This is a genomic window from Sulfitobacter sp. 1A13496 (genome assembly GCF_043557225.1).
GTDB classification, from domain to species: Bacteria; Pseudomonadota; Alphaproteobacteria; order Rhodobacterales; family Rhodobacteraceae; genus Sulfitobacter; species Sulfitobacter faviae.
Map to the genome: position 1 here is coordinate 172,621 of NZ_JBIFFP010000004.1, position 24,978 is coordinate 197,598.

Genomic DNA, 24,978 nt, shown 5'->3' on the forward strand with positions numbered 1-24,978 from the left:
CCCCGTTATTCGTTCCAGCTTAGCTGCTGGCAACAACGCTTTCTTCCGCCGAATAGAGATAGGCCGTCGAGCCGGTCTGCACATTCGGGTAGAGCTGGTTGATATGCGCCATGATCATCCGCACACAGCCTGAGCTTGCCCGGCCGCCGATGCTCTGCGGCTGCGGGGTGCCGTGGATGCGCAGATAGGTGTCGCGGTTCCCTTCAAAGAGGTAAAGTGCCCGCGAGCCAAGGGGGTTTTCCGGGCCGGGCGGCACGCCGTCCTCAAGGCCCGCGTAGAGCTCGGGATCGCGCTTGATCATGTTTTGGGTGGGCGTCCAATGCGGCCATTGCGCCTTGCGCTTGATCGTATAGGTGCCGGGCTCATAGAGATTGCCACGCGCGATCGCCACGCCGTAGCGCATGGCGGTGCCGCCCTCTTCAATATGATAGATATAGCGTGCCACCGCATCGACGTGGATGTCACCGACGCGCAGGTTGTCATTCGCCACGACGCGCTGCGGCAAGAAGCGCGGGTGGACGCCCCAAGGGTTGCTCGTCGCCGGGTCAAAGCCCGCCGGGGTGACCTGCGCATCCCAAGCGGCCTTCTCTGCCGCGCTTGGGCGCGTGCGGGCCATCAGGGGGGTGGCAATTGCGCTGGAAAATAGCGCCGTGGTGGTCTGGATGAAATGACGTCTTGTCAGCATGTGGTCGCTCCGTGGTTGACCTCTCTGCGCGGGGCAGGGTCGTATGCGTGTATGAAAGACTAACGGCCTTTCTCCGCTGGAGGTTCAAGGAAGAAGGCGGTTGCTGAAGATATTGTGATCTAAAACACACGGTTTTCACCGAAAAAACGGGGCGCGGGCAGGTGGGCGCGCGCCCCGAATGCTGCGGGGGTCGGAGGTAGGGAGGGCCCGGTCAGCCGCGCCCGCGGTAGGGCGGCACCCCTTGATCGGGGATCCAGACGCCCTCGGGCAGGGGGCCGGTTTGCCAGAATACATCGATGGGAATGCCGCCGCGCGGATACCAATAGCCGCCGATCCGAAGCCATTGCGGGGCAAGGAACTCGGCCAACCGTCGGGCGATGGAGATTGTGCAATCCTCATGAAAGGCGCCGTGATTGCGGAAGGAGGTCAGAAACAGCTTGAGCGATTTCGATTCCACCAGCCACGGGCCGGGCACATAGTCGATCACCAGATGGGCAAAGTCGGGCTGGCCGGTCATCGGGCAGAGCGAGGTGAACTCCGGCGCGGTGAAGCGCACGTTATAGGCCACATCGGCCTGTGGGTTCGGCACCCGCTCCAGTTCGGCTTCTTCGGGGCTGGCGGGAATGCGGGTCTCACCGCCGAGTTGTTTGAGATTGCTGTAGATGTCGTCGGACATGGGTGTCTCCATCGGTCAGACGCCGCGCTTGTTGCCCCAGATCAGGACATGAAGCTGCGGCAGGATACGGGGGGCGAACCAGTGATCGGTCATGGCAAGCTCGGTCAGCCAGCCCAAACGGTCGGCCAGCGCCTGCGGGTCCACCGGTGTGGCGGGGTCGACCTCGGGGTTGCCGGGTTGAAGGTAGAGCGGGATGTCGAGGTGATGGGCATGCACTTCGCGCGCCCAATGGTAGTCGATCTCGTCAAAGATCACGATCTTCATCACCTGCTGCCGCGCCTGCGCGCCGAGGGTCCGGCAGGCGTCGAATGCGTCCCAGTCGACACGCTCACCGCTTGATGGCGGCTTGGGGGAGAGCACAAGCGTATCGAGATCGGCAAACCATGGCCGCGCGATGGAGCCTTGGGTCTCACAGGCGAAGCGATAGCCCGCGGCCTTGCCCATGCGGATCAGCGGGCCGAAATCCTGTATCGCCGGGTTGCCGCCCGAGAGGGAGACGGTCAGCGGTTGGTCCTTGGAAAGCTTGCGGATCCGGCGCCAGATGTCCTCGGTCGACATGGGGGTCCAGCTATGGCGGTACTGGCTGTCGACGGCATGCAGGCTGTCGCACCAGCTGCACCGATAGTCACAGCCGCCCGCGCGGACGAATACCGTCGGCTCTCCGATCAGCGCGCCTTCGCCCTGAATGGTGGGGCCGAAAATCTCGGCAATGCGCAGGGTCATGGCCGGTATTCCGCCCATGTTTTCGGGGTCTCGCTGACCAGCACGGCAGAGGTCTCGGGCCAGCGGGCGGCGCACCAGTCGTGGAAATGTTTCGCCATGTTCTCGGCGGTGGAGGGGCCGTCCAGCACATCGTTCAGGTGCCGGTGGTCAAAGTGATCGTCGATATAGCTCTTGAGCGGTTTCAAGTCGTGGTAATCGCGCACGAAACCATCGGCAGTGAGCGTCTCGGCGGCCAGTTCGACCACAACGATGTAGTTGTGCCCATGCAGCCGCGCGCATTGATGATCGTCGGGCAGGTGGGTCAACTGGTGGCTGGCGGAGAAGTGGAATTCCTTGCGAATACGGAACATCAGCCTTTCCCCTGCGCGGCAAGGGCCGTGGTCCAATAGTCGGGGTCGGCGTAGACAGTCGGGTCTGTGACCTCGGCCAGATGAAAGGCTTCGCGCCGTTCGACGCAGGTGCCGCAGCGCCCGCAATGGACCGCGCCGCCCTTGTAGCAGGACCACGTCTCAGCGAAGGGCGTGCCGTGCTGCGCACCTTGGCGGACGATCTCGGCCTTGCTGTGCTCAACGAAGGGCGTGTGCAGCCGCACATTGGCATAGCCGTCGAGCGCGGCCTGCTGCATCGCATCGAAGGCGCGGGTGAAACCGGGGCGGCAGTCGGGATAGATGAAATGATCGCCGCCATGCACGGCAGTGGCCACGGCCTCGTCCCCCTGCGCGGCGGCAATGCCAAAGCCGATCGACAGCATGATGGCATTGCGGTTCGGCACGACGGTGATCTTCATCGTGTCTTCGGCGTAATGCCCGTCAGGCACGTCGATATCGTCAGTCAGGGCAGAGCCTGAGAGCGCCGCACCGATGCCGCGCATGTCGATCAGGTGAAACGGCACGCCCAATCGTTCGGCCGCCGCCCGGGCGAAATCGACCTCTTTGCGGTGACGCTGGCCATAGTCGAAGGAGACAAGCCGGGTGAGGTGGTGCACCTCGGCGGTGATATGCGCAAGCGACACGGAATCGAGTCCGCCTGAGCAGATGACAAGTGTTTTCATTTTGGGGCCCTTGTTTTGATGTCCGGGTAGGCTGCGACCGGATGGCGGGGCTTATTTCAGAATTTGCGCGGATTGCAAGCCTCACGCGCGGGCGGGCGGGCAGCCGCCGCAGAGGCAGGAGGGTTTCCGCCAAAACCCGATAAAATAAGGATTTTGGCCTTAACGATTAAACCTAAGTTAACTTTAGACAATGCCGAATTCGCGCTATGGTGGGGCTATGTTGAAAAGCACCCAAAGCGTCACGCTCGACGCCAGCCATTATGAATTGATCGAGGCGATGACCGATGAGGTGGTCATTCTTGACGCCACCGGCAAGATTGTCGCGGTCAATATGGCGTGGAAACTGTTTTGCGAAGAGAATGGCGGCGATACCGGAACGCATTACGTCGGCGCCAATTACTTTGACATCTGCGAAGCGGCGGCCATGGGTGCCGTGGTGCAGGCGGAAACGGTTCTGGAGGGGCTACGCCAAGCGCTGAAAACCGGGACTTCCTTTGAGGGGGAATACCCCTGCGATGGGCCGGGGGTGCGGCGCTGGTTTCAACTCAACGCCAACCGCCTGACGATCCAAGGCGCGCCCTGCCTGCTGTTGCAGCACCGCAATGTCACGACGCGCCGCATGGCGCATGATGATATCGAACGGGCCCATGTGCAGGCGGAAACCTTTGCCGCCCTCGTGGCCACCACGGCCGAAGCGATCCTGACCTATGACATGGAAGGCCGCATCATCAGTTGGAACCCGGCAGCCGAGCGGCTTTATGGCTATACGGAAGAGGAGGCTTTGGGCCAGTCGGTCGAGCTTTTGTATCCGCCGGATTGGCCGACGCGGGTCCTTGAGTATCGCGATCAGATCATGGCCGGCAAGCTGCGCCAATTCAATGCGGTGCGCGTGGCCAAGGACGGCACCGAGCGCCATGTCACCATCGCCTGCACGCCCATTCGGACACTTTCGGGGGATATCGTCTCGATCTCGAACATCCACCATGATGTGACTGCGACGCGCAAGGCCGAAGAGGTGCGCGATCTCGTCTCGCGCGAGGTGATCCACCGCGCCAAGAACATGCTGTCTTTGGTGACGGCGATGCAGCGGCAGACGGCGAGTTCGGCGGCCTCTCTCGCGGAGTTCAACAAGTCCTTCGGGGCCCGTATTCAGGCGCTGGCCCGCTCCACCGATTTGCTGGTCGATGGCGGCTGGTCTTCGGTGGATTTGGCCGAGTTGGTGCGCGCACAGTTGGACCCGTTTTTGCATTTGCAGGCCAAGGCGGTGGATGTGGATGGCCCCTCTGTCGCTTTGGGACCGCAGGCGTTGCAACTGATTGGCATGGCGCTGCATGAACTGGCGACGAATTCCACGAAATACGGGGTGATGAGCGACGGCTGCGGCGATATCCAATGCCACTGGTCCCATACCGAAAAGGGCGGGCTGCGTTTCCAGTGGATCGAGACCGGCATCACCATTGACCCCTCTGCCAAGAAAGCCACCGGTTTCGGGAGCAAGGTTCTGTCTGTATTGGCCCCCGCGATGGTCAATGGCGCGGCGGAAACGGTGACCAGCGAAAACGCCCTGACTTGGACAGTCACGATCCCTGCCGCGCATCTGGGAAAACTGGCCTGAGCGGCATCGCGCCTGTGGTGCTGCGCCGGGTTGCCGGTTGACCTAAATCACCCCTTTGCGGAACTCTCCTGCGCTGGAAACTTGTTCCTCCTTTGAGATGTCGTTCGAAAAGGCAAAAGGAGGCTAGGATGGCCGAAGGACAGGGCAAGACCGCGAAACTCTACCGGATGGTGATGGAACAGCACCTCTGTCCCTTCGGGTTGAAATCCAAAGACCTGCTGGAGCGGCAGGGCTACCACGTCGAAGATCACCACCTCACGACCCGCGAGGAGACCGATGCCTTCATGGCGAAAGAGGGTGTGGAGACCACGCCGCAGACTTTCATCGAGGGGGAGCGGATCGGCGGTTACGACGATCTGCGCGTGCATTTAGGTTTGGACAAGCCCAAGGAAGAGCAATCGGACACCAGCTATCAGCCCGTTGTCGCTATTTTCGGCGTGGCCTTCCTGATGGCACTGGGACTCTCTTGGTATGCATTCGGCAACATCTTCACACTTCGGGCTTTCGAGTGGTTCATCTCGATCTCCATGTGTTTCCTCGCCGTTCAAAAGTTGCAGGATATTGAGAGCTTTTCGACGATGTTTCTGAACTACGACCTGCTGGCCCAGCGGTGGGTGCCCTATGGCAAGGTCTATCCATTCGGGGAGGCGCTGGCGGGTATTCTGATGACCGCCGGGGCGCTGACCTGGCTCTCGGCCCCCGTGGCGATCGTGATCGGCGCAATTGGCGCGGTTTCGGTCATCAAGGCGGTCTATGTCGACAAACGTGAGCTAAAATGCGCCTGCCTCGGCGGGTCGAGCAATGTCCCACTTGGGTTCGTCTCGCTTACCGAGAACGTCATGATGCTGGGCATGGGGGGCTGGATGCTGCTCAAGGTCTACGGCTGAGTGGAGCAGAGCGATCCGAGTTTTTGGGCCTAGGGAGCTGTGGGGGTATCTGGTCGGGCTGAGAGGATTCGAACCTCCGACCCCCTGCTCCCGAAGCAGGTGCGCTACCAGGCTGCGCTACAGCCCGACCGATGTGCAGCGCAATAGCGCAGCTTGGCGGCTTTGGCAATTGGTCAGTTGCAGGGATTTTCTGTGGCGTTTGCGGAAAGCGGGGGTAATTAGGGGCTCTGCCCCCGCAGCCCTTGGCTGCTCCCCCGAGGGTATTTGAGAAAGGATGAAGGGAAGGGGGCGGGCGTGAACCCCGCCTTGGTTTCTTATAGGCTGGCGTCTAGGGCTTTGAGAATGGCGTCGCCCATTTCCTCTGTCGTGATGGGGGTGCCGCCTTCGGGGCCCATCAGGTCGGGGGTGCGGGCGCCATCGGCCAGCGCGCGTTCGACGGCTTTTTCCAGACGTGCGGCTTCTTCGCCTTGGTCGAAAGAGTATCGCAGCGCCATGGCGAAGCTGAGGATACAGGCGATCGGGTTGGCTTTGCCTTGGCCTGCGATGTCGGGGGCGGACCCATGCACGGGCTCGTAGAGGGCCTTGGGGCGGCCATCGGCATTGGGTGCGCCGAGGCTGGCCGATGGCAGCATGCCGAGGCTGCCGGTCAGCATGGCGGCGCAGTCGCTGAGAATGTCGCCGAAGAGGTTGTCGGTGACGATCACGTCGAACTGCTTGGGTGCGCGCACGAGCTGCATGGCGCCATTGTCGGCATACATGTGGCTGAGTTCGACATCCGGGTATTCTGCGTCGCGCACCCGTTGGGTGACTTCGCGCCACAGGATGCCGCTTTCCATGACGTTGGCTTTCTCCATGGAACAGACTTTGTTGCCGCGGCGGCGGGCGAGTTCAAAAGCGGAGCGGGCGACACGCTCGATCTCGCTTTCGGTGTAGCGCTGCGTGTTGATGCCGACGCGTTCGTTGCCTTCCTCGAAGATGCCGCGCGGCTCACCGAAATAGACGCCGGAGGTGAGTTCGCGCACGATCATGATGTCGAGGCCCGCGACCACGTCTTTTTTCAGCGAGGAGAAATCGGCAAGCGCGTCAAAGCATTGTGCCGGGCGCAGGTTGGAGAAGAGGTCCATTTCCTTGCGCAGGCGGAGCAGGCCGCGTTCTGGTTTCACGGAGAAGTCGAGGTCGTCGTATTTCGGGCCGCCCACGGCGCCCAGCAGCACGGCGTCGACTTCGAGGGCGCGGGCCATCGTGTCATCATGCAGCGGGGTGCCGTGTTTGTCATAGGCCGCGCCGCCGACCAGATCATGCTCTACGTCGAAGGCCAGATCGCGCTTTTCGCCGAACCAGTCGATGATGCGCGTGACCTGCGCCATGACCTCGGGGCCGATGCCGTCGCCGGGGAGGATGAGCAAGGATGGGTTGGCCATGGGAAACTCCTGAAAATACGGTTGGAGATTGGGTAGCCTGCGGGTTCCGGAGGGTCAAGATAGGGGGCGTCAGCGGGTGAGGTCGACCCAGACGAGGGCATGGCGGCTGGCGCTTTCGCCCTTGGGCCAGATGAGGCCAGCATCATTGGTTTCCCAGTGGCGGGAGGGAAGGATGTAGTCGACGCGCATCGGGCCGGTTTGGGGCCAGTTGACCGTGGGGCGGTGCGGCAGGGGGTCTTGTAGCGCAGGATGGGAGAGGAGGGCGGCAATGGCTTCGCCGCGCCCGTCGCCGCGCTGCGGGTCGAGATTGGCGTCGCCCAGTAGGACGAAGGGGGGTGTCGGGGGCGTCCCGATCTTTCCGGCGAGGTGGTGGAGCCAGAAGATGGTTTCGTCATGGTTGCGGCGGCCATTGCGGTCTTCGGGGCCGTCGAAGACCGGCGGGGTGGCGTGGTATGTCAGCAGCGTGACGGGGCCCTCCGGGGTTTGGATCGGCAGGGACCAGTGACCGTTGGAGGAGAGGCGCTGTGTGGCATGGGCTTCGGCGCCCGCAAAGGGGGTACCGTCGATCATCGGGTAAAGTGTGTCGGGGAGGTCGCGCCAGAGGAGGGTGCTGAAGTCTTGAAACTCGCCCTCTTGGATCGGGTGGCGTGAGAGGATCGCCATGACGCCTTGGCCGAAGAAACGGCCATAGCCTTGGGCGTCACGGGGGGTGCCGAGCCTGCCGTCACCGTCGAGGTCGACCCCGCTTTGGCGGCCTGCATTGGGCGTCGCGGCGAAGCGGTGGGGATAGGGCGCGCCGGCGGCGGAGAGGGCATCGGCGAGGGCATTGAGGGCGGCCTGTTCGAGATCGTAGTCGATGCCTTGTAGCGCGATGATATCGGGATCGGCGCGGGTGATGGTTTCGATCACGGAGGCGACGGCAGGGTCGTCCCCGCGTAGGATATCGCGCAGGAGCAGGCCCGGCCCTTTGCGCGACAATTCGGTGTTGAAGGTGGCGATGCGCAGCGGTTCGGCCTGCGCGGTGCCGGTCAGCAGGAGCAGCGCCAGCAGAAAGCGGATCAGGCGGCCTGCATATGCGCTTCGGCGTAGGCGCGGCGGCGTTTGTCGTGGATCATCTCGGCCACCCGCCCCATGGCGATGCCGCGCATGATCATACTGGCCGGAAGGAATGCCCATGCGCTTATTGTCCAGATCATGGTTTGATGATTGCTCAGTGAGATCGGATCTAGCAGATCGGCGGTGGCCTTGACCACTGCGGGGATGAAGAAGGGCAGAAGGAAGCCAAGCGCGATGTTGATCCGCGCGTCTCGTTGCAGCCGGTAGAGCACATCGCCCCCAGCGGTTGGATCGAAAAGCGGCAGGTTCACCCAGACGTTGAAGGCGCCTTGGCGTGCGGGCCAGCCCATGACGCGCACCAGCACCACGAAGGTCGCCAATGCGATGAGCGAGACCAGATAGGCCAGACCCGCCGCCGTGCGGATCAGGTTGACCGCCTCGAGAGGGGCGTCGGCGGGCATCATCAGAACCACGAGGCGCACCGGGGAATAGGGAAAATCAAGCGCATTGCCCAGTATCGTGCCAAGCGCGGTGAGCGCGCCGGTCAGTAGGGTCGGGGCCGTTTGGCCCCGCGCGATAAGCGACAACACGAGGATCGTGAAGAGCAGGCTGATGAAGCGCAGCCGATTGAAAGGCGGCGCGTCGCGGAATTCGACGATGCCGGGCTGGCGGGCGTTGTATTCCATGAAGGTCAGGATCGCCGCGATACAGGCGAGCAGCACGGTGATCTGGCTGGATTCCGCATCGGCCCCCGGCAAGAGAAGCGCCGGGATGGCAATCAATAGCGCCACCAATAGGCCACGCGTCGCCGCGCCTGTCATTCGTCCGATCACTGCTCTGCCCTTTCAAACTGGCCAGCCGCGATACGATGCCGCGTGCTTGTTCCAACTTGATGCCCCCGGTTGATGGGGTGTGCCTCATTCTGGTCCAATTTTTGCCTTCTTTCCGCACATGCCTCAAGGCTCCGCAGAGAGAAGAGCAGGATACTGGGGTATTTTGAGGGAGGGGGTGGTGCCTTCTTGCATCAATTCCGTGGCGGTTTGATGGCAGGCGGCAACATCTTGTGGGCGCGCGGTTTGCGCCCACAAGTTTGATCATGCAGGCCGGGCGTTAGACCCAAGGGCGGCTTTGGCCCAGCGAATCCTCGTAGCTGTCGATGGCGGCACCTTTTTCGAGCGTGAGGCCGATGTCGTCCAGCCCGTTGAGAAGGCAGTGCTTTTTGAAGGCGTCCACTTCGAAGGGGAATGTCTCACCATCTGAAGTGGTCACGGTCTGGCCTTCCAGATCGATGGTCATCCGCGCGTTCGATCCCTTTTCGGCGTCTTTCATCAGCACGTCGACCTGCTCTTGCGGCAGGGCGATGGGCAGGATGCCGTTCTTGAAGCAGTTGTTGTAAAAGATGTCGGCGAAGCTGGGTGCGATGACGCAGCGGATGCCGAAATCAAGGATCGCCCAAGGCGCGTGTTCGCGCGACGAGCCGCAGCCGAAGTTGTCGCCCGCCACGAGGATCTGCGCGTCGCGATATTGCGGTTGGTTCAGCACGAAATCGGGGATTTCGTTGCCTTCGCGGTCATAGCGCATTTCGTCGAACAGGTTCACGCCAAGGCCGGAACGTTTGATCGTCTTGAGAAAGACCTTGGGGATGATCATGTCGGTGTCGATGTTCACCAACGGCATGGGAGCCGCGGTGCCGGTGATTTCTGTAAACTTTTCCATCGGGGTATCCTTCGGAGAGTGCGGGAACCGCGCCGTCTGACGGCGCGTTCTAGGCAAATGGTATATCAGGAGGGCATGGCATGTCGTACCAAACCGGCACGAAGGTGGAATGGGACTGGGGCAATGGCACCGGGACCGGCAAGATCGTCAGGAAATACACGCAGAAGATCACCCTGAAGCTGCAGGGCAGCGAGGTGACCCGCAAGGCGAGCGATGACGAACCGGCCTATAAGATCGAACAGGACGACGGCAGCGAGGTGCTGAAGTCCGGCAGCGAGCTGCGCAAGGCCGACTGAGCCCTGCGCAACGCGCCCGGTATCCATGCCCCGGTCGCTCACGCCAGTTCGCGCAGGTCGGTCAGGTGACCGGTCAGTGCGGCGGCGGCGGCCATGCCGGGTGACACGAGATGCGTGCGGCCCTTATAGCCCTGACGCCCCTCGAAGTTGCGGTTCGACGTCGCCGCGCAGCGTTCGCCGGGAGCAAGCTGGTCGGGGTTCATCGCCAGACACATGGAGCAGCCCGCCAGACGCCATTCGAAACCGGCCTCGCGGAAGATGTCCGCCAGCCCTTCCTCCTCGGCCTGTGCCCGGACGAGGCCGGAGCCCGGCACCACCATGGCGCGCAGACCGTCCTTGATCTTCTTGCCCTTCAGCACTTCGGCAGCGGCGCGCAGGTCTTCGATGCGGCCGTTGGTGCAGGAGCCGATGAAGACGGTGTCGATCTCGATATCGGTGAGCTTTTGGCCCGGTTTCAGGTCCATATACTCCAACGCACGTTTCACGGCGTCGACCTTGCCGCCCTTGAAGTCTTCGGGCGAGGGGACCGTCGCGTCGATCGGCAGCACGTCTTCGGGCGAGGTGCCCCAAGTGACAACCGGCGCGATGTCTTCGCCTTTCAGCGTGACGACCTTGTCCCAATGGGCGTCCTCGTCAGAGAAGAGGGTTTTCCACCAGTCCATCGCCGCTTCCCATTGTGCGCCTTTCGGAGCGTGGGGGCGGCCCTTGCAATACTCGAAGGTCTTCTCATCCGGCGCGATGAGGCCCGCGCGGGCGCCGCCTTCGATCGCCATGTTGCAGACGGTCATGCGGCCTTCCATCGACAGGTCGCGGATCGCCTCGCCGCAGTATTCGATGACATAGCCGGTGCCGCCCGCCGTGCCGGTGGCGCCGATGACGGAAAGGGTGATGTCCTTGGCCGTGACGCCGGGGCGCAGCTTGCCGGTGATCTCGACCTTCATGTTCTTGCCCTTGCGCTGGATCAGCGTTTGGGTGGCAAGGACATGTTCGACCTCAGACGTGCCGATGCCGTGGGCCAGCGCGCCGAAGGCGCCGTGGGTCGCGGTGTGGCTGTCGCCGCAGACGACAGTCATGCCGGGCAGGGTCCAGCCCTGCTCGGGGCCGACGATATGCACGATGCCTTGGCGCACGTCCGAGACGGGGTAGTAATGCACGCCGAACTCGCGCGCGTTCTTGTCGAGGGCGGAGACCTGAATGCGGCTGTCTTCGGTCATCGCTTCGGGGTCTTCGCGGCCCTCGGTGGTGGGCACGTTGTGATCCGGCACGGCGATGGTCTTGTCCGGTGCGCGCACGGTGCGGCCCGACATGCGCAGCCCTTCAAAGGCCTGCGGGCTGGTCACTTCGTGCACCAGATGGCGGTCGATATAGAGCAAGCAGGTGCCGTCATCGGCTTCGTGGACGACATGGGCGTCCCAGATTTTATCGTAAAGCGTCTTGGGGGACATGATGGTCCTCTCCCGTGGTTTGGAATGGCTATGGGTGTGGCTGAGAGGGCTGGCTTATAGTCGGGCCAGAACGCTATGCGTCGCGCCGAAAAAGCGTTCGCGCAGACGCGCACGGTCGCAAAGATCAAACACCAGTATCATGGGGCAAGGGATATAGAGCCTGAGCGAGTCTCGCAAGGTGTCGTGATCGTCTTGGAGGCAGGGGGTAGGCTGCGGGTCATCTTGCCCCGGCGCAAAGCCTGTGCGACCGTGATCCTCCCTAGCTGAAAAGGCCGCCCATGATCCCTGAAAGCCACCCGTTTTCGAACTTCCTGCTGTCGCTTCAGGCTTTGTTCGACGGGGTGCTCGGCTTTGGGGAAAGCATTTTGAGCCCCGGCTGGCGGCAAAACCAAATCCTGATCCTGCTGGCCTTGGTGGCGCTGGCGTGGGTGTTGCACCGGGTCACCGGCGTGATGTTGCAAAACTGGGTCCGCTCCCGCGAAGGCTGGTCCAAGTGGCAATTGCGCGTGGTGGTGCAGGTCAAACGGCGCTTGGGGCTGATCTGGTTCGCTTTGCTGGCGGGGCTGCTTTATCAGGTGATGCAGAACGTGACTTGGCCGTCACGGTCCTATCTCATCGGTTTGGCAGCGACGCTGGCGGCGATCTATGTGGGTATCGCTTTCGCCGCGCGTCTGGTGCGCAACCGACCCTTGCGGCGCATGGTGACATGGGGGCTGTGGATCTATGCCACGCTCTACATGCTGAACGTCGCCGATGATGTGGCCCTGTTTCTGGACGGCGTCGCGCTGACTGTGGGCGAATTCCGCCTCTCGGTGTTGACCATTCTGACCGCGCTGGTGGTGGTCGGCGCGCTTTTGACCATGGCGCGGCTGGTCAGCACGACCACCGCCGCGACGATCCGCAAGAACGAAGACATCAGCCCCTCCATGCAGGTGCTGGCCGTGAAGGGGGTTCAAATCCTGCTCTACGGTCTCGCGTTCTTTATCGGGGTGCGGGCCGTGGGGATCGACTTGACCGGGCTTGCGGTGCTGTCGGGCGCAATCGGCGTGGGCCTTGGTTTCGGTTTGCAAAAGGTGGTGTCGAACCTCGTCTCTGGCGTGATCATCCTGCTCGACAAGTCGATCAAGCCCGGCGATGTGATCAGTCTGGGCGAGACCTTTGGCTGGATCCAAACGCTCGGCGCGCGCTATGCCTCTGTGGTGACGCGGGACGGTAAGGAATACCTGATCCCGAACGAAGACCTGATCACCGGGCAGGTGGTGAACTGGTCGCATTCCAATGACTTTGTGCGGCTTGATATCTATTTCGGCACGGCCTATTCCGACGATCCGCATCTGGTGCGCAAACTGGCGGTGGAGGCGGCCAAGGGCGTCGACCGGGTGCTGAGCTACAAGGCCCCGGTCTGCCATATTGTGGGCTTTGGCGATTCGTCGGTGGATTACATCCTGCGCTTCTGGATCAAGGATCCGACCGGCGGGCTGACCAACATTCGCGGCAATGTCTATCTGGCGCTTTGGGATGCGTTCAAGGAACACGGCATCTCCATCCCCTTCCCGCAGCGCGAGGTAAAAGTCATCGAAGACAGTCAACTGGCCCTGTCGCGCGCCGCGGCATCGCGGGATATGCCTGAGTGAGCGGGGATTTGCGCCGTGGTTAACGCTATGGCTACGCGATCCATTGAAAAATAAACCCCGGGTCGCTAAATTGGGGCTGCTCGGCACCGGGGCAAGCGTTCAGCATTGATGGTGCTATTTACGAAGGAGGACAATGTCCTGTCTCTTAACGTTGACGCAGCGCAGGCTGCTGACCATGGGGCTGCAATGACTGCCGCCTCGCAAATCGCAACCAGCGACGACCTGCTGGCGCTTATCCTTTCCTCGCTGAATGACGACAAGGCTGAAGATATCGTGCAGATCGATCTGCGCGGCAAGACGGCCATCGGCGACTATATGGTGATCTGCTCGGGCCGCTCCACGCGGCAGGTTTCGGCGATCTCGGAAAAGCTGGCGCAGGCCGTCAAAGATGCCACCGGACGCACGTCCAAGATGGAAGGCCGCGAAACCGGCGACTGGGTCTTGATCGACACAGGCGACGTTGTCGTGCATGTCTTCCGGCCCGAAGTGCGTGAATTCTACCAGCTTGAAAAGATGTGGCTGGGCGGCGACGACGCGGCCACAGCGGCACCGCACTGATCCCGCTTTGCGGGCCTAGGTCATGCGGGTTCACATCTGTGCCATGGGCCGGCTTCGCGCCGGTCCGGAAAAATCCCTTGTCGATGATTATCTGACCCGGTTCGACCGGACCGGGCGCGGTCTGGGCCTTGGTCCCGCGCGCGTGGTCGAGATGGAAGACAAGAAGAACGGCGGCATGGCCGCCGAAGCCCTGCTGCTACGGCGCGCGATCCCCCAAGGGGCGGTGATCTGCGTCTTGGATGAACGCGGCAAGGTCGAAACCTCCCCCGCATTCGCCGAACGGCTTGGCAATTGGCGTGACGCCGGGCGGGGGGATTTGGCCTTTGTCATCGGCGGGGCCGATGGCATCGACCCCAGCCTGCGGGCTGAGGCGGATCATGCCCTCTCTTTTGGCAAGATGGTCTGGCCGCATATGCTGGTGCGGGGCATGCTGGCCGAACAGCTTTACCGCGCAGCCGCGATCCTCTCGGGCGGGCCTTACCACCGGGTCTGAAAGGGCGCAGGTCAGGGCAGCGGGATCGTCACCAATTCCGAAGACCAGCCGCTGACACTGTCGCGCGCTTGAATGCTGACCTCCGTCATCCCTTCGGGGATGCGCACGCCAGAAAGCGAGCGGGTGAAGGGCTGCTCTTTAACATGCGGATGGGCCAGATTGCGGGTGCCCAAGGGTTTGCCATCGGGGTCCAGAATGCGCCAAGCGTCGGCATAGTGGTCCCAGCCACTGTCGTTGTGCCGGATGGTGACGTCAAACTTCCACAAATCGCCCTGTCGATCGACCGTGACATTCAGAATGGCGGGCGGATCGGCGAAACCCGGCGCGGCAAAGGCCAAGAAGGCGAGAATGAGGCTACGTTTGAACATGGGACACCAATAAAACAACGAACTGAATATAGCGCATTTCGGAAAGGTTCCAAGGTAGGCGGAAGTTGGGCCCGGTGCAATTCACCCTGAAGCCGCAATTTAGTGGTGCAATTGCACCAGGCGCGCGGCAAACTGGCCAAACCCGCGCCATAGGCTCTATGCTGCGGGCCAGAGGAGGGACCGCAATGCAGATGCCAACACCCGATGCCGGGATCATTGCGCGCAAAGCGCGGGTCGTGGCGCGGCTGCGCGCGGCGCTGCCCCGCGATGCCGTGATCGACGATGCGCATGAGACCCGCGCCTATGAATGTGACGCGCTGACGGCCTATAAATGCCCTCCTCTGGCCGTGACCCTGCCTGCCAGCACCGAAGAAGTCTCGTCAATTCTGGCAATCTGCCATGAGGAGGGCGTGCCGGTGGTGCCGCGCGGCTCGGGCACCTCGCTTGCCGGTGGCGCCTTGCCCACCGCCGATAGCGTGGTGCTGGGGGTGGCGCGCATGGCCGAGGTGCTTGAGGTCGATTACGACAACCGGCTTATGCGCGTGCAGACCGGGCGCACCAACCTGAGCGTCACCGGCGCGGTGGAGGAGGACGGCTTCTTCTACGCGCCTGACCCCTCCAGCCAGTTGGCCTGTGCCATCGCGGGCAATATCGCGATGAACTCGGGCGGGGCGCATTGTCTGAAATACGGGGTCACCACCAACAACCTTTTGGGCGTCACCATGGTCATGATGGACGGCGAAGTGGTCGAGATCGGCGGCGGCTATATGGACGCGGGCGGGCTGGACCTTTTGGGCGTGATCTGCGGCTCCGAAGGTCAGTTGGGCGTGGTGACCGAAGCCACCCTGCGCATCCTGCCCAAACCCGAAGGCGCGCGACCCGTGCTCATGGGATTCGACGACAACGCCGTCGCCGGGGCCTGTGTCAGCGACATCATCAAGGCCGGCGTCTTGCCCGTGGCGATCGAATTCATGGACCGCCCCTGCATCGAGGCGACGGAGGCTTTTGCCCATGCGGGCTACCCAATGTGCGAGGCGCTGCTGATTGTTGAGGTCGAAGGTTCCGACGCCGAGATCGACCACCAGCTCGCCCTGATCACCGAGATCGCCCGCCGTCACAACCCGGTGGAACTACGCGAAAGCACCAGCGCCGAGGAAAGCGCCGCGATCTGGCTGGGCCGCAAGTCCGCCTTTGGCGCGATGGGGCAGATCAACGACTACATGTGCCTCGATGGCACCATCCCGGTGAATGAGCTGCCCATGGTGCTGCGCCGCATCGGTGAGATGTCCGATGACTATGGCCTCAAGGTCGGCAATGTTTTTCACGCGGGCGACGGCAATATGCACCCGCTGATCCTGTTTGACGCCAACAAACCCGGCGATCTGGAGAAATGCGAGGCCTTTGGCGCCGACATCCTGCGGCTCTGCGTCGAAGCGGGCGGTTGCCTAACCGGGGAGCATGGAGTTGGGATCGAAAAGCGCGATCTGATGCATGAGCAATACGGCCCCGCGGATCTAGAGGCGCAATTGATGGTGAAGGATGTCTTTGACCCGGCATGGCTGCTGAACCCGGCCAAGGTCTTCCCCCTCGACGTGACGGAAGGGCGACGCGGCAGCGGCGCTTCGGTGGCGGCGTGACGGTGACTTCCGAGGCGGAGCTGGCCGAGGCGATCCGTGGCGCAGATGCGCCCCTTTCCCTGCGGGGCGGCGATACGCGCGGCATGGCAGGGCCGGGCGCGGCGCTGTCGCTTGCCGGTCTGCGGGGGATCACCCTTTACGAGCCGGGCGCGCTGACGCTGGTCGCGCAGGCAGGCACGCCGGTCTCCGAGATCGAGGCCGCTTTGGCCGCTGAGGGGCAGCGGCTTGCCTTTGAGCCGATGGACCACCGCGCGCTCATGGGCCGCAGCGGCACGCCGACCATCGGCGGAGTCTTTGCCGCCAATGTCAGCGGGCCGCGGCGGCTTGCTGTTGGGGCGGCGCGGGATTTTCTCTTGGGGGTGCGGTTCGTCGATGGGCAGGGGGCCATCATCAAGAACGGGGGCCGGGTGATGAAGAATGTCACCGGCTATGATCTGGTCAAGCTCATGGCCGGGTCGCAGGGCACCTTGGGCGCGTTGACCGAAGTCTCGCTGAAGGTGTTGCCAAAACCCGAAACCAGCGCGACGCTCGTGCTGTCCGGGCTGGACGACGCCGCCGCCATCGCCGCGATGGCGCAGGCCATGCGCAGCCCCTTCGAAGTCACCGGCGCGGCCCATGACCCGGCGCAGGGCCGAACGGTCCTGCGGTTGGAGGGGTTCGAGACCTCAGTCACCTACCGGATCGGGCGGTTGAAGGATTTGCTCGCCGCCACGGGGGGCGAGATTGAAGTGCTTGCAGAAGGTAGCTCAGAGACCCTCTGGCAGGGTTTGCGAGATGTGGCGCCCTTCCATGGGGCGGCGGGCGATGTCTGGCGCCTGCACTGCCGCCCGACCGAGGCTCCGGTGCTTGCGGCAAAGTCCGGGGCGGAGGCGCGGCTTTATGATTGGGCCGGGGGGCTGCTATGGCTGCGGATGGCTCCCGGCACGGACCTGCGCGCGCGCTTGGGGCAGTATGACGGCCACGCGACCTTGTTGCGAGCCGAGGCGGCGGGGGCGCTGCCACGACAGGAACCCGAAGCCCCGGGGGTGGCGCGGTTGACGGCGGGGCTCAGGGCCAAGTTCGACCCCCGTGGCCTGTTCAACGTCGAAGCCTTGGCCAGCAGCGCATGACTTTGGTGCTGGTCTTCCTCACCGTCTTTCTGATCGGCCCCTTTCTGTTCAAGGCGCTGATCGCCGTGCCGCCTTCGCTTCGGGCCATCCGCGCGTTGGCGGCGATGGTGCTGGCGACCTTTCTCATCGCGCTTGCCCTGCGTTATGGTCTGCTGCGCTATTGGGGTGACAGCGCTTGGCTGTTGGGGGCCATCGCCTTGGCGCTCTGGGCCGCTTGGATCGGGGTGATTGCGCTGGTGGTCCAAGCGCTGCGCCGGGCCGATCCGCGCCCGGCAATGCGCCGGTGGAGCGGGGTGCTGGGGGCCGTGGGCACGACGGTGCCGTGGTTCGGCCTCGTCCTCGCCAATCTGATGCGCAGCACATAGGAACGGAGCCGCCATGCAAACCACCTTCACCCCCGCGCAGTTGCAGGATCCTGACACGCAGCGCAGCAATGAGATTCTGCGCGCCTGTGTGCACTGCGGCTTCTGCACGGCGACCTGCCCGACCTATCAGGTCTTGGGCGATGAGTTAGACAGCCCGCGCGGTCGCATCTACCTGATCAAGGACATGCTGGAGAACGACCGCGACCCGGATCCAAAGACGGTTCAGCATATCGACCGCTGCCTGTCTTGCCTCGCCTGTATGACGACCTGCCCCTCGGGGGTGCATTACATGCATCTGGTCGATCACGCCCGCGCTTATATCGAAGAACGCTACAAGCGCCCCATGGGCGAACGCGCCCTGCGCTGGATGCTGGCGCGGATTTTGCCCTATCCCACACGCTTTCGGCTTGCGCTGCTCGGGGCCAAGATCGGGCGGCCCTTTGCCCGGCTGATGCCCGACGCGCGGCTGCGCGCCATGCTGGAGATGGCGCCCAAGACGGTCCCCCCGGTCAGCCGCAACGACGACCCGCAAAGCTTTCCGGCTAAGGGCAAGCCGCTGCGCCGGGTGGCCCTGATGACCGGCTGCGCCCAAAAGGCGCTGAACACCGATATCAACGACGCCACGATCCGGCTGCTGACCCGCGCGGGCTGCGAGGTGGTGGTGGCCGAAGGGGCGGGCTGTTGCGGTGCGCTGACCCATCACATGGGCAAGACCGATGAGAGCCACGCCCACGCCGCCCGCAACATCCGCGCATGGCGGGCCGAGATGGACGGCAAGGGCCTGGATGCCATTGTGATCAACACCTCGGGCTGCGGCACCACGGTCAAGGACTACGGCCATATGTTCCGCAATGACCCGCTGGCAGAGGATGCGGCGCGTGTCTCGGCCCTTGCGAAGGATGTGACGGAACTGCTGGCGGAGTTGGATCTGCCCTTTGTCGAACCGGCAGCGCCGGGCATGGTCGTCGCCTATCACGCGGCCTGCTCGCTGCAACATGGTCAGCAGATCAAAGCCACGCCAAAGACCCTGCTGAAACAGGCGGGATACACGGTGGTGGAACCGGCGGACAGTCACCTCTGCTGTGGCTCGGCGGGCACCTATAACCTGATGCAGCCCGAGATTTCGGCCAAGCTGAAAGAGCGCAAGATCAAGACCTTGGAGGCCAAATCCCCGGATGTGATCGCGGCGGGCAATATCGGTTGCATGATGCAGATCGGATCGGGCACCGGGGTGCCGGTGGTGCATAGCGTCGAACTGCTCGATTGGGCCTGTGGTGGGCCAAAACCACCCGCGCTCAGCGCGCCTGCGCAGGTGCCGCGTTTGCGTTAAGCCTGCGCCGTATTTTCGCCGCAACTCCCCTATATCCGCCAAGGAAACAAGGTTTTGAGGTGCATTTTGCGACAATTGTTGGCGGCTATCTTCGGCGTCTTTACCCTTGCCACGGCAGCGCTGGCCCAAGACAGCGCGCTCAAAGCGCTCGACAACGGTGTGGATGCCGCCGCGTGGGAGGCGGTGGGCCGTCTCGACATCGGCGGGACCGGCTTTTGCACCGGCACGCTGATCGCCCCGCGTCTGGTGCTGACCGCCGCGCATTGCCTGTTTGACCGCGAAACCAAGGCCCGGATCGACCATGGTGAGGTGCAGTTCCTCGCCGGTTGGCGCAATGGCCGCGCCGGGGCCTACCGCGACATTCGCCGCGCCGTGGTGCATCCAGATTACGTCTACGACGGTGAGGTCTCTTCGGGACGGGTGCGCAATGATCTGGCGCTTCTGGAACTCTCCCGCCCGATCCGCAACACCACCATCCGGCCCTTCGGCACCGCCGCGCGTCCGCGCCCCGGCGACCGTGTGGGCGTGGTCAGCTATGCCCGCGACCGGGCCGAGGCACCATCATTGCAAGAGGTCTGCAAGGTGCTGGCCCAGCAAGAGGGGGTCTTGGTGACCTCCTGCGCGGTCGATTTCGGCTCTAGCGGCGCGCCGATCTTTAGTTTCGTCGCAGGCGAGGCGCATATCGTCTCCGTCGTTTCGGCCAAGGCCGAGGTTGAGGGCGCGCAGGTCTCGCTCGGCACCGCGCTTGGCGCGCCTTTGGCGCTGCTGCAAGCGGAACTGGTGGCGGGCAAGGGCGTGTTTCTGGATTCCAACCCCGCAGGCAAGCGCATCCGCGTCGGCGAAGAGCGCGGCACCGGGGCGAAATTCATCCGCCCGTAATTCTGCGCGGCAGGACTTGAAAGCGCGCAAACCCTTTCCCACATGAGCTTTGCCGAGGTGCCTCAATAGGGCTTCGGCGCTTGAAAAAACCGGGTCTGTCCAATGGTGGAAGGCCCGATATGTCAATCGCTCACTGATGAGGATGAACACATGCGTAGCTTTGATTTCGCACCCCTTTACCGCTCCAGCGTTGGTTTCGACCAGATCGCCAACATGATGGACCGGGTTCTGACAAATGATGGGGCCACCCCCAGCTATCCCCCCTACAACATCGAAAAGCTCGACAATGATGCCTATCGCATCTCGATCGCCGTCGCCGGTTTCTCGGACAGCGACCTGAGCGTCGAAGTGCGTGAGAAGGCGCTGATCGTTTCGGCCCGCAAGGCGGATGAGGATGAGGCCAAGACCTATCTGCACCGCGGCATCGCCACCCGCGCCTTTGAGCGTCGCTTCCATCTGGCGGACCACGTTCAGGTCATCGGCGCGGCCCATGCCAATGGCATGCTGCATATCGAGCTTGAGCGTCAGGTGCCCGAGGCCCTGAAACCGCGCCAGATCACCATCTCTTCCGATGTGAAGGCGATCGACAAGGACGTGGTTGACGCCAAATCCGTGAATTAAGCGCAACCGTTCCAGCGCTTTGTGAAGGCCCGCTTTTGGCGGGCCTTTTTTGGGGGCGGTCGCCTCCCAAGCTCAATCCTTTCGTGGGTGAATATCTGCCGAAGCCTAGGGGCGAAAACGGCGGCTTTCTGCTGCGCGGGGGGCGGGGTGAAACCAAGCAAAAGCTGTCGGGTTGAGTGGGGGACCGGGCAGGCGTGCCCGGACAACAGCGTGCAGAGTACCGCACGCGCAATGAAAGGAAGAACCATGACGACCTATGCAAATTCCCTACGCAAGCTTTCCCTGACCACGGCTGTCGCCGCTCTTATGGCGGCCCCAGTCGCCGCACAGACGCTGGACGCGGGTGTCGGCACCGATGCGACCGCCGATCTGGCGGGCACGGAACTGGACACCACAGCCGGGGCCGAGGCGAATGGCACCCTGACCACCGAACAGTCCATCGACCAAACCGCGACCTCGGACATTGATATGGATGCCGATATCGCGCTGGATGGCAGCAGCGTGGCCGTCGCCTCAGATGATACGGTCATCGGCACCATCTCGAACGCAGAGCCGCAAGCGGACGGTTCCATGCGCTATTCCATCGATCTGGCTGAGGAATTCGCCGCCGATAGCGACCGTGCGGTCGTGCAGATCGACCAAGATGTCGACGCCGATGGCCAGCTGCTCATCGGCATGACAGGCGACGAATTCGCCGCGGCCCTGTCCCAGCAAGTGAATGCGGACGGCGCGGCGCAGACCCGGACCAACTGAGACGGGTCACCCCAGGGCGTATCTCTCCCCCGCCCGAAAGCCGACAGCATGAAAGTGCTGTCGGCTTTTTCATGTTCGGGCTAGCGGCCATCGGGTTGCAAACTCTCCGGGACAGGGCTACTCCGAATTTGTTATGGTATAACATATCGAATCAAGACGCAGGCCAAACCACGGAGAACGACATGCCCCAAACATCCGCATCCCCGCTATTCTTCCTGACGCTCAGCGCGGGCCTTGCCCTTTCGGCCCCGGTCGTGGCCGAGACGAAAGAGGCATCGCATGACCACGATCATTCCCATGCGCATGACCACGCCCACGACCAGAACGACATCTACAAAGGCTACTTCGACGACGCGCAGATCAAGGATAGGCCCCTGTCGGATTGGGCGGGCGACTGGCAATCGGTCTACCCGCTGTTGCAGCAGGGCGCGCTGGACGCGGTGATGCAGCACAAGGCCGAGCATGGCGACAAGACGGCGGCGGAGTACAAGGCCTATTACGAGGTTGGCTATGCCACCGATGTGGACCGCATCACCATCGACGGCAATGCCGTGACCTTCTTCCGGGACGGTGATCCGGTGCAGGGGCGCTATGTCAGCGATGGTTATGAGGTGCTGACCTACAAGAAGGGCAACCGCGGCGTGCGCTATGTCTTTGCCAAAGAGGGCGGCGATGCCGAAGCGCCGGAATATATCCAATTCAGCGACCATATCATCGCGCCGCAAAAGGCCGATCACTATCACCTCTACTGGGGCGACGACCGCGCCGAGGTTTTGGAAGAGTTGACCAACTGGCCGACCTATTTCCCCGCCGAGCTGAGCGCGTCTGAGATCGCGGCGGATATGCAGGCGCATTAAGGGCGGCCCGCGGCATGACTGGCAAAAAGCGAAACCTGCGCAGCGGGCTGAAACAGCGGCGGCGTCAGGGGAACCCGATGGCGGCCTTCGACCAACTGCCGCCGCCCCTGCGGGCATGGCTGGCGCAGGCGGCGCTGCCGTGGTCGCCCCGTTCGGCGCATCGGCTGTGGTGTCGGGCGTTGCAGCGTTGCGAAGGTGATGTCGCGCAGGCGATCTCGCATCTTTCGCAGGCGGAGCGCCGGATGCTGGTACAGGACCGGCTGACGCAATAGCCCGATGCAAAACGGGGCGCGCCATGGCACGCCCCGTTTCTTTAACTTCCGCCGGTGCTTAGACCGACAGGCAGACGTATTTCATCTCAAGATAGTCTTCGATCCCGTGGTGCGATCCTTCGCGCCCAAGGCCGGATTGCTTGACCCCGCCAAAGGGCGCAAGCTCGGTCGAGATGATGCCGGTGTTGACGCCGACGATGCCATATTCCAGCGCCTCGGCGACCTTGTAGACGCGGCTGAGGTCCTTGGCGTAGAAATAGGACGCAAGGCCGAAGATCGTGTCGTTGGCCATGGCGATCACGTCATCGACGTCCTCGAACTTGAAGAGCGGCGCGAGGGGGCCGAATGTCTCTTCCTTGGCGACCTTCATGTCCTGCGTCACGCCGGTGACGATGGTGGGCCCGAAGAAGTTGCCGCCCATGTCGTCCTTGGCGTTGCCCAGAATGATTTCCGCGCCGTTCTCGACCGCATCCTTGATATGCTCTTGCACCTTGTCCGAGGCTTCGGGGTTGATGAGCGGGCCCAGATCGGTGCCTTCTTCGAGGCCGTCGCCCACCTTCATCTGGCTCACGCGGTCCTTCAGCTTGGCCGCGAAGGCGTCATAGACGCCCGCCTGTACATAGATCCGGTTGGCGCAGACGCAGGTCTGGCCGTTGTTGCGGAACTTGCACATGATCGCGCCCTCGACCGCCGCGTCGAGATCGGCGTCGTCGAAGACGATGAAGGGCGCATTGCCGCCCAGTTCCATCGAGCATTTCATCACCTGATCCGCAGCCTGTTTCAACAGGATGCGCCCGACCTCGGTCGAGCCGGTGAACGTCAGCTTGCGCACGGCGGGGTTCTCGCAGAACTCCTTGCCCACGGCCGAGGAGGAGGAGGATGGCACCACGTTGAACACGCCCGCCGGGATCCCTGCGCGTTCCGCGAGTACACCCATGACGATGGCGGAGAGCGGCGTCTCCGCCGCCGGACGCGCCACAAAGGAACAGCCCGCCGCCAGCGCTGGCGCGGCTTTGCGGGTGATCATCGCGTTGGGGAAGTTCCACGGGGTGATCGAGGCCGCGACGCCGATGGGTTGCTTCATTACCATGATGCGCTTGTCGCGCTGGTGGCCGGGGATCATCTCACCGTAGACGCGCTTGGCCTCTTCGCCGAAGAATTCGATGAAGGAGGCGCCATAGGCGATCTCGCCCTTGGCTTCGGCCAGCGGCTTGCCCTGCTCGGCGGTGAGGATGGTGCCCAGATCGTCTTGGTTCTCCATCATCAGGTCGAACCATTTGCGCAGCACGGCGGCGCGTTCCTTGCCAGTCCAAGCGGCCCAGCCCTTCTGCGCCTTCTCGGCTTGGGCAATCGCGCCCGCGACCTGCGCGCGGCTAAGGTCGGCGACCTGTGCGATGACATCGCCCCGCGCGGGATTGGTCACGTCAAATGTACCGTCGTCGCCTTCGACCCATTGGCCGCCGATATAGGCGCGGGTTTCAAGCAGGCTGGGGTCTTTCAGCAGTGATTTCAGATCCGTCTTAGCATCAGTCATGTCATCTCTCCGCTATTCTCTATAGCCTCCAAAGCAACAACGAGTATGATTGTCCAGTTAAGTTTGATCAAATCCGGGGTGGGAGACCCAAATGATGCTAGATGACGCCTATGCAAACGCTGCCTATATCGACGGGGCCGACGGCTTTCCGCCCCGCTGGGAAAAGGAGGCAGAGGCATTCCGCGCGTCATTGGGGGCGCGCGCGCAGCTTAACGTGCGTTATGGCCCTACGGACCGTCAAAAGTTCGATTTCTTCCAGCCCGAGGGCGTGTCGCGCGGCACGGCGGTCTTCGTGCATGGTGGCTATTGGAAGGCTTTCGACAAGAGCTATTGGTCGCATCTGGCCGCCGGTCCGTTGGCGCGGGGCTATGCTGTGGCAATGCCGTCCTATGACCTCTGCCCCGAAGTGCGCATTTCCGAGATTTCCACCCAGATCGCCGCGGCGCTGACCGAAGTGGCGAACCGCACGCAGGGCACCATCGTGCTGTCGGGCCATTCGGCGGGCGGGCATTTGGTGGCCCGCATGACCGACCCGCTGCTGCTGGGGGCCGAGGTGCGCGACCGGATCACGCGGATCGTGCCGATCTCCCCCGTGGCTGATCTGGCGCCCTTGCTGCAAACCGAAATGAATGACACCCTGCGGCTGGATGAGGCCGAAGCCGCCGCTGAAAGCCCGATCAAGATGACCCCGCCCCATGGTGTGGATGTGACCGTTTGGGTCGGCGCGGCGGAGCGGCCCGCCTTCCTCGAACAGGCCGAGAGTTTCGCCCGCAGTTGGGGCGCGAAACATGTGGTGGCCGAGGGCAAGCACCATTTCGACGTGATCGATCCGCTGTCAGAGCCGGACAGCGACCTGACCAAAGCGCTGCTGGGCAGCTAAGGTCCGCATTTTGCGGCAAATGCCTCGCCTTATTGCGCGTAAGGCATTTGCCGCAGTGCCGCGGAAACACTATGTCTGTGGGGCAAAGGCCCCTGTTCGGCCGCGCGACCTAATGGA

28 protein-coding genes and 1 tRNA gene are annotated in these 24,978 nt (G+C 63.0%); 16 read left to right on the top strand and 13 right to left on the bottom strand.

What is annotated here, in order from left to right:
* Positions 1–19: 19 nt before the first annotated feature.
* The 5 genes from ACGYLX_RS11395 to queC form a co-directional block, all read right to left on the bottom strand.
* Entirely contained in the window at positions 20–685 is a 666-nt protein-coding gene (locus ACGYLX_RS11395; RefSeq protein WP_271692814.1) for a L,D-transpeptidase, read from the bottom strand.
* A gap of 211 nt (positions 686–896) precedes the next feature.
* Positions 897–1,361, bottom strand: coding sequence for a preQ(1) synthase (gene queF, locus ACGYLX_RS11400; protein WP_271692815.1), 465 nt, complete (start codon positions 1,359–1,361; stop codon positions 897–899).
* A gap of 15 nt (positions 1,362–1,376) precedes the next feature.
* Entirely contained in the window at positions 1,377–2,084 is a 708-nt protein-coding gene (gene queE / locus ACGYLX_RS11405; RefSeq protein WP_394449537.1) for a 7-carboxy-7-deazaguanine synthase QueE, read from the bottom strand.
* The gene (queD, locus tag ACGYLX_RS11410; protein WP_322328526.1) at positions 2,081–2,434 is read right to left on the bottom strand and encodes a 6-carboxytetrahydropterin synthase QueD; all 354 of its coding nucleotides are present in this window, start codon (positions 2,432–2,434) and stop codon (positions 2,081–2,083) included. The genes queE and queD overlap by 4 nt, the downstream gene beginning before the upstream one ends.
* On the bottom strand, positions 2,434–3,135 hold the full coding sequence (queC, locus tag ACGYLX_RS11415) for a 7-cyano-7-deazaguanine synthase QueC (protein ID WP_394449539.1): 702 nt from the start codon (positions 3,133–3,135) through the stop codon (positions 2,434–2,436). Before queC ends, queD begins: the two co-directional genes overlap by 1 nt.
* Positions 3,136–3,352: 217 nt before the next feature.
* Between queC and ACGYLX_RS11420 the strand changes: the two genes are divergently transcribed.
* Positions 3,353–4,750, top strand: coding sequence for a sensor histidine kinase (locus tag ACGYLX_RS11420; RefSeq protein WP_271692819.1), 1,398 nt, complete (start codon positions 3,353–3,355; stop codon positions 4,748–4,750).
* 128 nt (positions 4,751–4,878) lie between these two features.
* A complete protein-coding gene (locus ACGYLX_RS11425; protein ID WP_394449542.1) occupies positions 4,879–5,637 on the top strand; it encodes a MauE/DoxX family redox-associated membrane protein in 759 nt (252 codons plus the stop codon).
* A 50-nt stretch (positions 5,638–5,687) separates the two neighbouring features.
* Here the strand turns inward: ACGYLX_RS11425 and ACGYLX_RS11430 are convergent.
* The 5 genes from ACGYLX_RS11430 to leuD all read right to left on the bottom strand — a co-directional run bounded on the left by ACGYLX_RS11430 (position 5,688) and on the right by leuD (position 9,830).
* A tRNA-Pro gene (locus ACGYLX_RS11430) sits at positions 5,688–5,764 on the bottom strand.
* Between the two features lie 187 nt (positions 5,765–5,951).
* Positions 5,952–7,058 carry a 3-isopropylmalate dehydrogenase gene (leuB, locus tag ACGYLX_RS11435; protein ID WP_394408417.1) on the bottom strand — a complete coding sequence of 369 codons (1,107 nt, stop codon included), beginning with the start codon at positions 7,056–7,058 and terminating at the stop codon, positions 5,952–5,954.
* Between the two features lie 69 nt (positions 7,059–7,127).
* On the bottom strand, positions 7,128–8,234 hold the full coding sequence (locus ACGYLX_RS11440) for an endonuclease/exonuclease/phosphatase family protein (protein ID WP_394449544.1): 1,107 nt from the start codon (positions 8,232–8,234) through the stop codon (positions 7,128–7,130).
* On the bottom strand, positions 8,117–8,947 hold the full coding sequence (locus ACGYLX_RS11445; RefSeq protein ID WP_271688770.1) for a hypothetical protein: 831 nt from the start codon (positions 8,945–8,947) through the stop codon (positions 8,117–8,119). The genes ACGYLX_RS11440 and ACGYLX_RS11445 overlap by 118 nt, the downstream gene beginning before the upstream one ends.
* A 277-nt stretch (positions 8,948–9,224) precedes the next feature.
* On the bottom strand, positions 9,225–9,830 hold the full coding sequence (gene leuD, locus ACGYLX_RS11450; RefSeq protein ID WP_067268508.1) for a 3-isopropylmalate dehydratase small subunit: 606 nt from the start codon (positions 9,828–9,830) through the stop codon (positions 9,225–9,227).
* A gap of 80 nt (positions 9,831–9,910) precedes the next feature.
* On the opposite strand from leuD, the gene ACGYLX_RS11455 reads away from it, so the two are divergent.
* Entirely contained in the window at positions 9,911–10,126 is a 216-nt protein-coding gene (locus ACGYLX_RS11455; RefSeq protein ID WP_394449546.1) for a DUF2945 domain-containing protein, read from the top strand.
* Between the two features lie 38 nt (positions 10,127–10,164).
* On the opposite strand, the gene leuC is transcribed toward ACGYLX_RS11455, so the two are convergent.
* On the bottom strand, positions 10,165–11,571 hold the full coding sequence (leuC, locus tag ACGYLX_RS11460) for a 3-isopropylmalate dehydratase large subunit (protein WP_067268511.1): 1,407 nt from the start codon (positions 11,569–11,571) through the stop codon (positions 10,165–10,167).
* A 278-nt stretch (positions 11,572–11,849) separates the two neighbouring features.
* Here leuC and ACGYLX_RS11465 point away from each other — a divergent pair, with 278 nt between their 5' ends.
* From ACGYLX_RS11465 to rlmH, 3 genes are all read left to right on the top strand, one after another.
* Positions 11,850–13,205 carry a mechanosensitive ion channel family protein gene (locus tag ACGYLX_RS11465; protein WP_067268515.1) on the top strand — a complete coding sequence of 452 codons (1,356 nt, stop codon included), beginning with the start codon at positions 11,850–11,852 and terminating at the stop codon, positions 13,203–13,205.
* 186 nt (positions 13,206–13,391) lie between these two features.
* A complete protein-coding gene (gene rsfS / locus ACGYLX_RS11470; RefSeq protein WP_067268516.1) occupies positions 13,392–13,763 on the top strand; it encodes a ribosome silencing factor in 372 nt (123 codons plus the stop codon).
* Between the two features lie 22 nt (positions 13,764–13,785).
* Positions 13,786–14,256 carry a 23S rRNA (pseudouridine(1915)-N(3))-methyltransferase RlmH gene (gene rlmH / locus ACGYLX_RS11475; protein ID WP_394449548.1) on the top strand — a complete coding sequence of 157 codons (471 nt, stop codon included), beginning with the start codon at positions 13,786–13,788 and terminating at the stop codon, positions 14,254–14,256.
* Positions 14,257–14,267: 11 nt separating this feature from the next.
* Here rlmH and ACGYLX_RS11480 read toward each other — a convergent pair whose 3' ends face one another.
* Entirely contained in the window at positions 14,268–14,624 is a 357-nt protein-coding gene (locus ACGYLX_RS11480) for a hypothetical protein (protein ID WP_271692826.1), read from the bottom strand.
* A gap of 185 nt (positions 14,625–14,809) precedes the next feature.
* Here ACGYLX_RS11480 and ACGYLX_RS11485 point away from each other — a divergent pair, with 185 nt between their 5' ends.
* The 9 genes from ACGYLX_RS11485 (at position 14,810) to ACGYLX_RS11525 (ending at position 22,447) form a co-directional block, all read left to right on the top strand.
* The gene (locus tag ACGYLX_RS11485; RefSeq protein WP_394449550.1) at positions 14,810–16,261 is read left to right on the top strand and encodes an FAD-linked oxidase C-terminal domain-containing protein; all 1,452 of its coding nucleotides are present in this window, start codon (positions 14,810–14,812) and stop codon (positions 16,259–16,261) included.
* On the top strand, positions 16,258–17,370 hold the full coding sequence (locus ACGYLX_RS11490) for an FAD-binding protein (protein ID WP_394449552.1): 1,113 nt from the start codon (positions 16,258–16,260) through the stop codon (positions 17,368–17,370). The genes ACGYLX_RS11485 and ACGYLX_RS11490 overlap by 4 nt, the downstream gene beginning before the upstream one ends.
* A complete protein-coding gene (locus ACGYLX_RS11495; protein WP_394449554.1) occupies positions 17,367–17,735 on the top strand; it encodes a hypothetical protein in 369 nt (122 codons plus the stop codon). Before ACGYLX_RS11490 ends, ACGYLX_RS11495 begins: the two co-directional genes overlap by 4 nt.
* Before the next feature lie 13 nt (positions 17,736–17,748).
* A complete protein-coding gene (glcF, locus tag ACGYLX_RS11500) occupies positions 17,749–19,065 on the top strand; it encodes a glycolate oxidase subunit GlcF (RefSeq protein WP_394449556.1) in 1,317 nt (438 codons plus the stop codon).
* Between the two features lie 75 nt (positions 19,066–19,140).
* Positions 19,141–19,944, top strand: a complete 804-nt coding sequence (locus ACGYLX_RS11505; protein ID WP_271689910.1) for a serine protease — start codon at positions 19,141–19,143, stop codon at positions 19,942–19,944.
* Positions 19,945–20,094: 150 nt separating this feature from the next.
* Complete coding sequence (locus ACGYLX_RS11510) at positions 20,095–20,565, top strand: Hsp20 family protein (RefSeq protein ID WP_394449558.1); 471 nt, start codon at positions 20,095–20,097, stop codon at positions 20,563–20,565.
* Between the two features lie 246 nt (positions 20,566–20,811).
* On the top strand, positions 20,812–21,318 hold the full coding sequence (locus ACGYLX_RS11515) for a hypothetical protein (RefSeq protein ID WP_394449560.1): 507 nt from the start codon (positions 20,812–20,814) through the stop codon (positions 21,316–21,318).
* Between the two features lie 182 nt (positions 21,319–21,500).
* Positions 21,501–22,175, top strand: a complete 675-nt coding sequence (locus ACGYLX_RS11520) for a metal-binding protein ZinT (RefSeq protein WP_394449562.1) — start codon at positions 21,501–21,503, stop codon at positions 22,173–22,175.
* A 14-nt stretch (positions 22,176–22,189) separates the two neighbouring features.
* Positions 22,190–22,447 carry a DUF6525 family protein gene (locus tag ACGYLX_RS11525; RefSeq protein WP_394449564.1) on the top strand — a complete coding sequence of 86 codons (258 nt, stop codon included), beginning with the start codon at positions 22,190–22,192 and terminating at the stop codon, positions 22,445–22,447.
* A gap of 58 nt (positions 22,448–22,505) precedes the next feature.
* Here the strand turns inward: ACGYLX_RS11525 and ACGYLX_RS11530 are convergent, their stop codons facing one another.
* Positions 22,506–23,981: an NAD-dependent succinate-semialdehyde dehydrogenase gene (locus ACGYLX_RS11530; RefSeq protein ID WP_394449566.1), complete on the bottom strand. Its 1,476-nt coding sequence runs from the start codon at positions 23,979–23,981 to the stop codon at positions 22,506–22,508.
* 91 nt (positions 23,982–24,072) lie between these two features.
* Here ACGYLX_RS11530 and ACGYLX_RS11535 point away from each other — a divergent pair, with 91 nt between their 5' ends.
* On the top strand, positions 24,073–24,861 hold the full coding sequence (locus ACGYLX_RS11535; protein WP_394449568.1) for an alpha/beta hydrolase: 789 nt from the start codon (positions 24,073–24,075) through the stop codon (positions 24,859–24,861).
* The last annotated feature ends 117 nt before the right edge of the window (positions 24,862–24,978 follow it).

What these genes read in the sequence shown, in the direction of transcription:
- ACGYLX_RS11510 (WP_394449558.1), top strand. Translation starts at nt 20,095, where the DNA reads ATGCGTAGCTTTGATTTCGCACCCCTTTACCGCTCCAGCGTTGGTTTC.
- ACGYLX_RS11425 (WP_394449542.1), top strand. Translation starts at nt 4,879, where the DNA reads ATGGCCGAAGGACAGGGCAAGACCGCGAAACTCTACCGGATGGTGATG.
- ACGYLX_RS11515 (WP_394449560.1), top strand. Translation starts at nt 20,812, where the DNA reads ATGACGACCTATGCAAATTCCCTACGCAAGCTTTCCCTGACCACGGCT.
- ACGYLX_RS11485 (WP_394449550.1), top strand. Translation starts at nt 14,810, where the DNA reads ATGCAGATGCCAACACCCGATGCCGGGATCATTGCGCGCAAAGCGCGG.
- ACGYLX_RS11520 (WP_394449562.1), top strand. Translation starts at nt 21,501, where the DNA reads ATGCCCCAAACATCCGCATCCCCGCTATTCTTCCTGACGCTCAGCGCG.
- queF (WP_271692815.1), bottom strand. Translation starts at nt 1,361, where the DNA reads ATGTCCGACGACATCTACAGCAATCTCAAACAACTCGGCGGTGAGACC.
- leuD (WP_067268508.1), bottom strand. Translation starts at nt 9,830, where the DNA reads ATGGAAAAGTTTACAGAAATCACCGGCACCGCGGCTCCCATGCCGTTG.
- ACGYLX_RS11495 (WP_394449554.1), top strand. Translation starts at nt 17,367, where the DNA reads ATGACTTTGGTGCTGGTCTTCCTCACCGTCTTTCTGATCGGCCCCTTT.
- ACGYLX_RS11525 (WP_394449564.1), top strand. Translation starts at nt 22,190, where the DNA reads ATGACTGGCAAAAAGCGAAACCTGCGCAGCGGGCTGAAACAGCGGCGG.
- queD (WP_322328526.1), bottom strand. Translation starts at nt 2,434, where the DNA reads ATGTTCCGTATTCGCAAGGAATTCCACTTCTCCGCCAGCCACCAGTTG.
- ACGYLX_RS11455 (WP_394449546.1), top strand. Translation starts at nt 9,911, where the DNA reads ATGTCGTACCAAACCGGCACGAAGGTGGAATGGGACTGGGGCAATGGC.
- ACGYLX_RS11535 (WP_394449568.1), top strand. Translation starts at nt 24,073, where the DNA reads ATGATGCTAGATGACGCCTATGCAAACGCTGCCTATATCGACGGGGCC.
- queE (WP_394449537.1), bottom strand. Translation starts at nt 2,084, where the DNA reads ATGACCCTGCGCATTGCCGAGATTTTCGGCCCCACCATTCAGGGCGAA.
- ACGYLX_RS11480 (WP_271692826.1), bottom strand. Translation starts at nt 14,624, where the DNA reads ATGTTCAAACGTAGCCTCATTCTCGCCTTCTTGGCCTTTGCCGCGCCG.
- leuB (WP_394408417.1), bottom strand. Translation starts at nt 7,058, where the DNA reads ATGGCCAACCCATCCTTGCTCATCCTCCCCGGCGACGGCATCGGCCCC.
- ACGYLX_RS11395 (WP_271692814.1), bottom strand. Translation starts at nt 685, where the DNA reads ATGCTGACAAGACGTCATTTCATCCAGACCACCACGGCGCTATTTTCC.
- glcF (WP_394449556.1), top strand. Translation starts at nt 17,749, where the DNA reads ATGCAAACCACCTTCACCCCCGCGCAGTTGCAGGATCCTGACACGCAG.
- ACGYLX_RS11530 (WP_394449566.1), bottom strand. Translation starts at nt 23,981, where the DNA reads ATGACTGATGCTAAGACGGATCTGAAATCACTGCTGAAAGACCCCAGC.
- leuC (WP_067268511.1), bottom strand. Translation starts at nt 11,571, where the DNA reads ATGTCCCCCAAGACGCTTTACGATAAAATCTGGGACGCCCATGTCGTC.
- ACGYLX_RS11465 (WP_067268515.1), top strand. Translation starts at nt 11,850, where the DNA reads ATGATCCCTGAAAGCCACCCGTTTTCGAACTTCCTGCTGTCGCTTCAG.
- queC (WP_394449539.1), bottom strand. Translation starts at nt 3,135, where the DNA reads ATGAAAACACTTGTCATCTGCTCAGGCGGACTCGATTCCGTGTCGCTT.
- rlmH (WP_394449548.1), top strand. Translation starts at nt 13,786, where the DNA reads ATGCGGGTTCACATCTGTGCCATGGGCCGGCTTCGCGCCGGTCCGGAA.
- ACGYLX_RS11440 (WP_394449544.1), bottom strand. Translation starts at nt 8,234, where the DNA reads ATGGGCATTCCTTCCGGCCAGTATGATCATGCGCGGCATCGCCATGGG.
- ACGYLX_RS11420 (WP_271692819.1), top strand. Translation starts at nt 3,353, where the DNA reads ATGTTGAAAAGCACCCAAAGCGTCACGCTCGACGCCAGCCATTATGAA.
- rsfS (WP_067268516.1), top strand. Translation starts at nt 13,392, where the DNA reads ATGACTGCCGCCTCGCAAATCGCAACCAGCGACGACCTGCTGGCGCTT.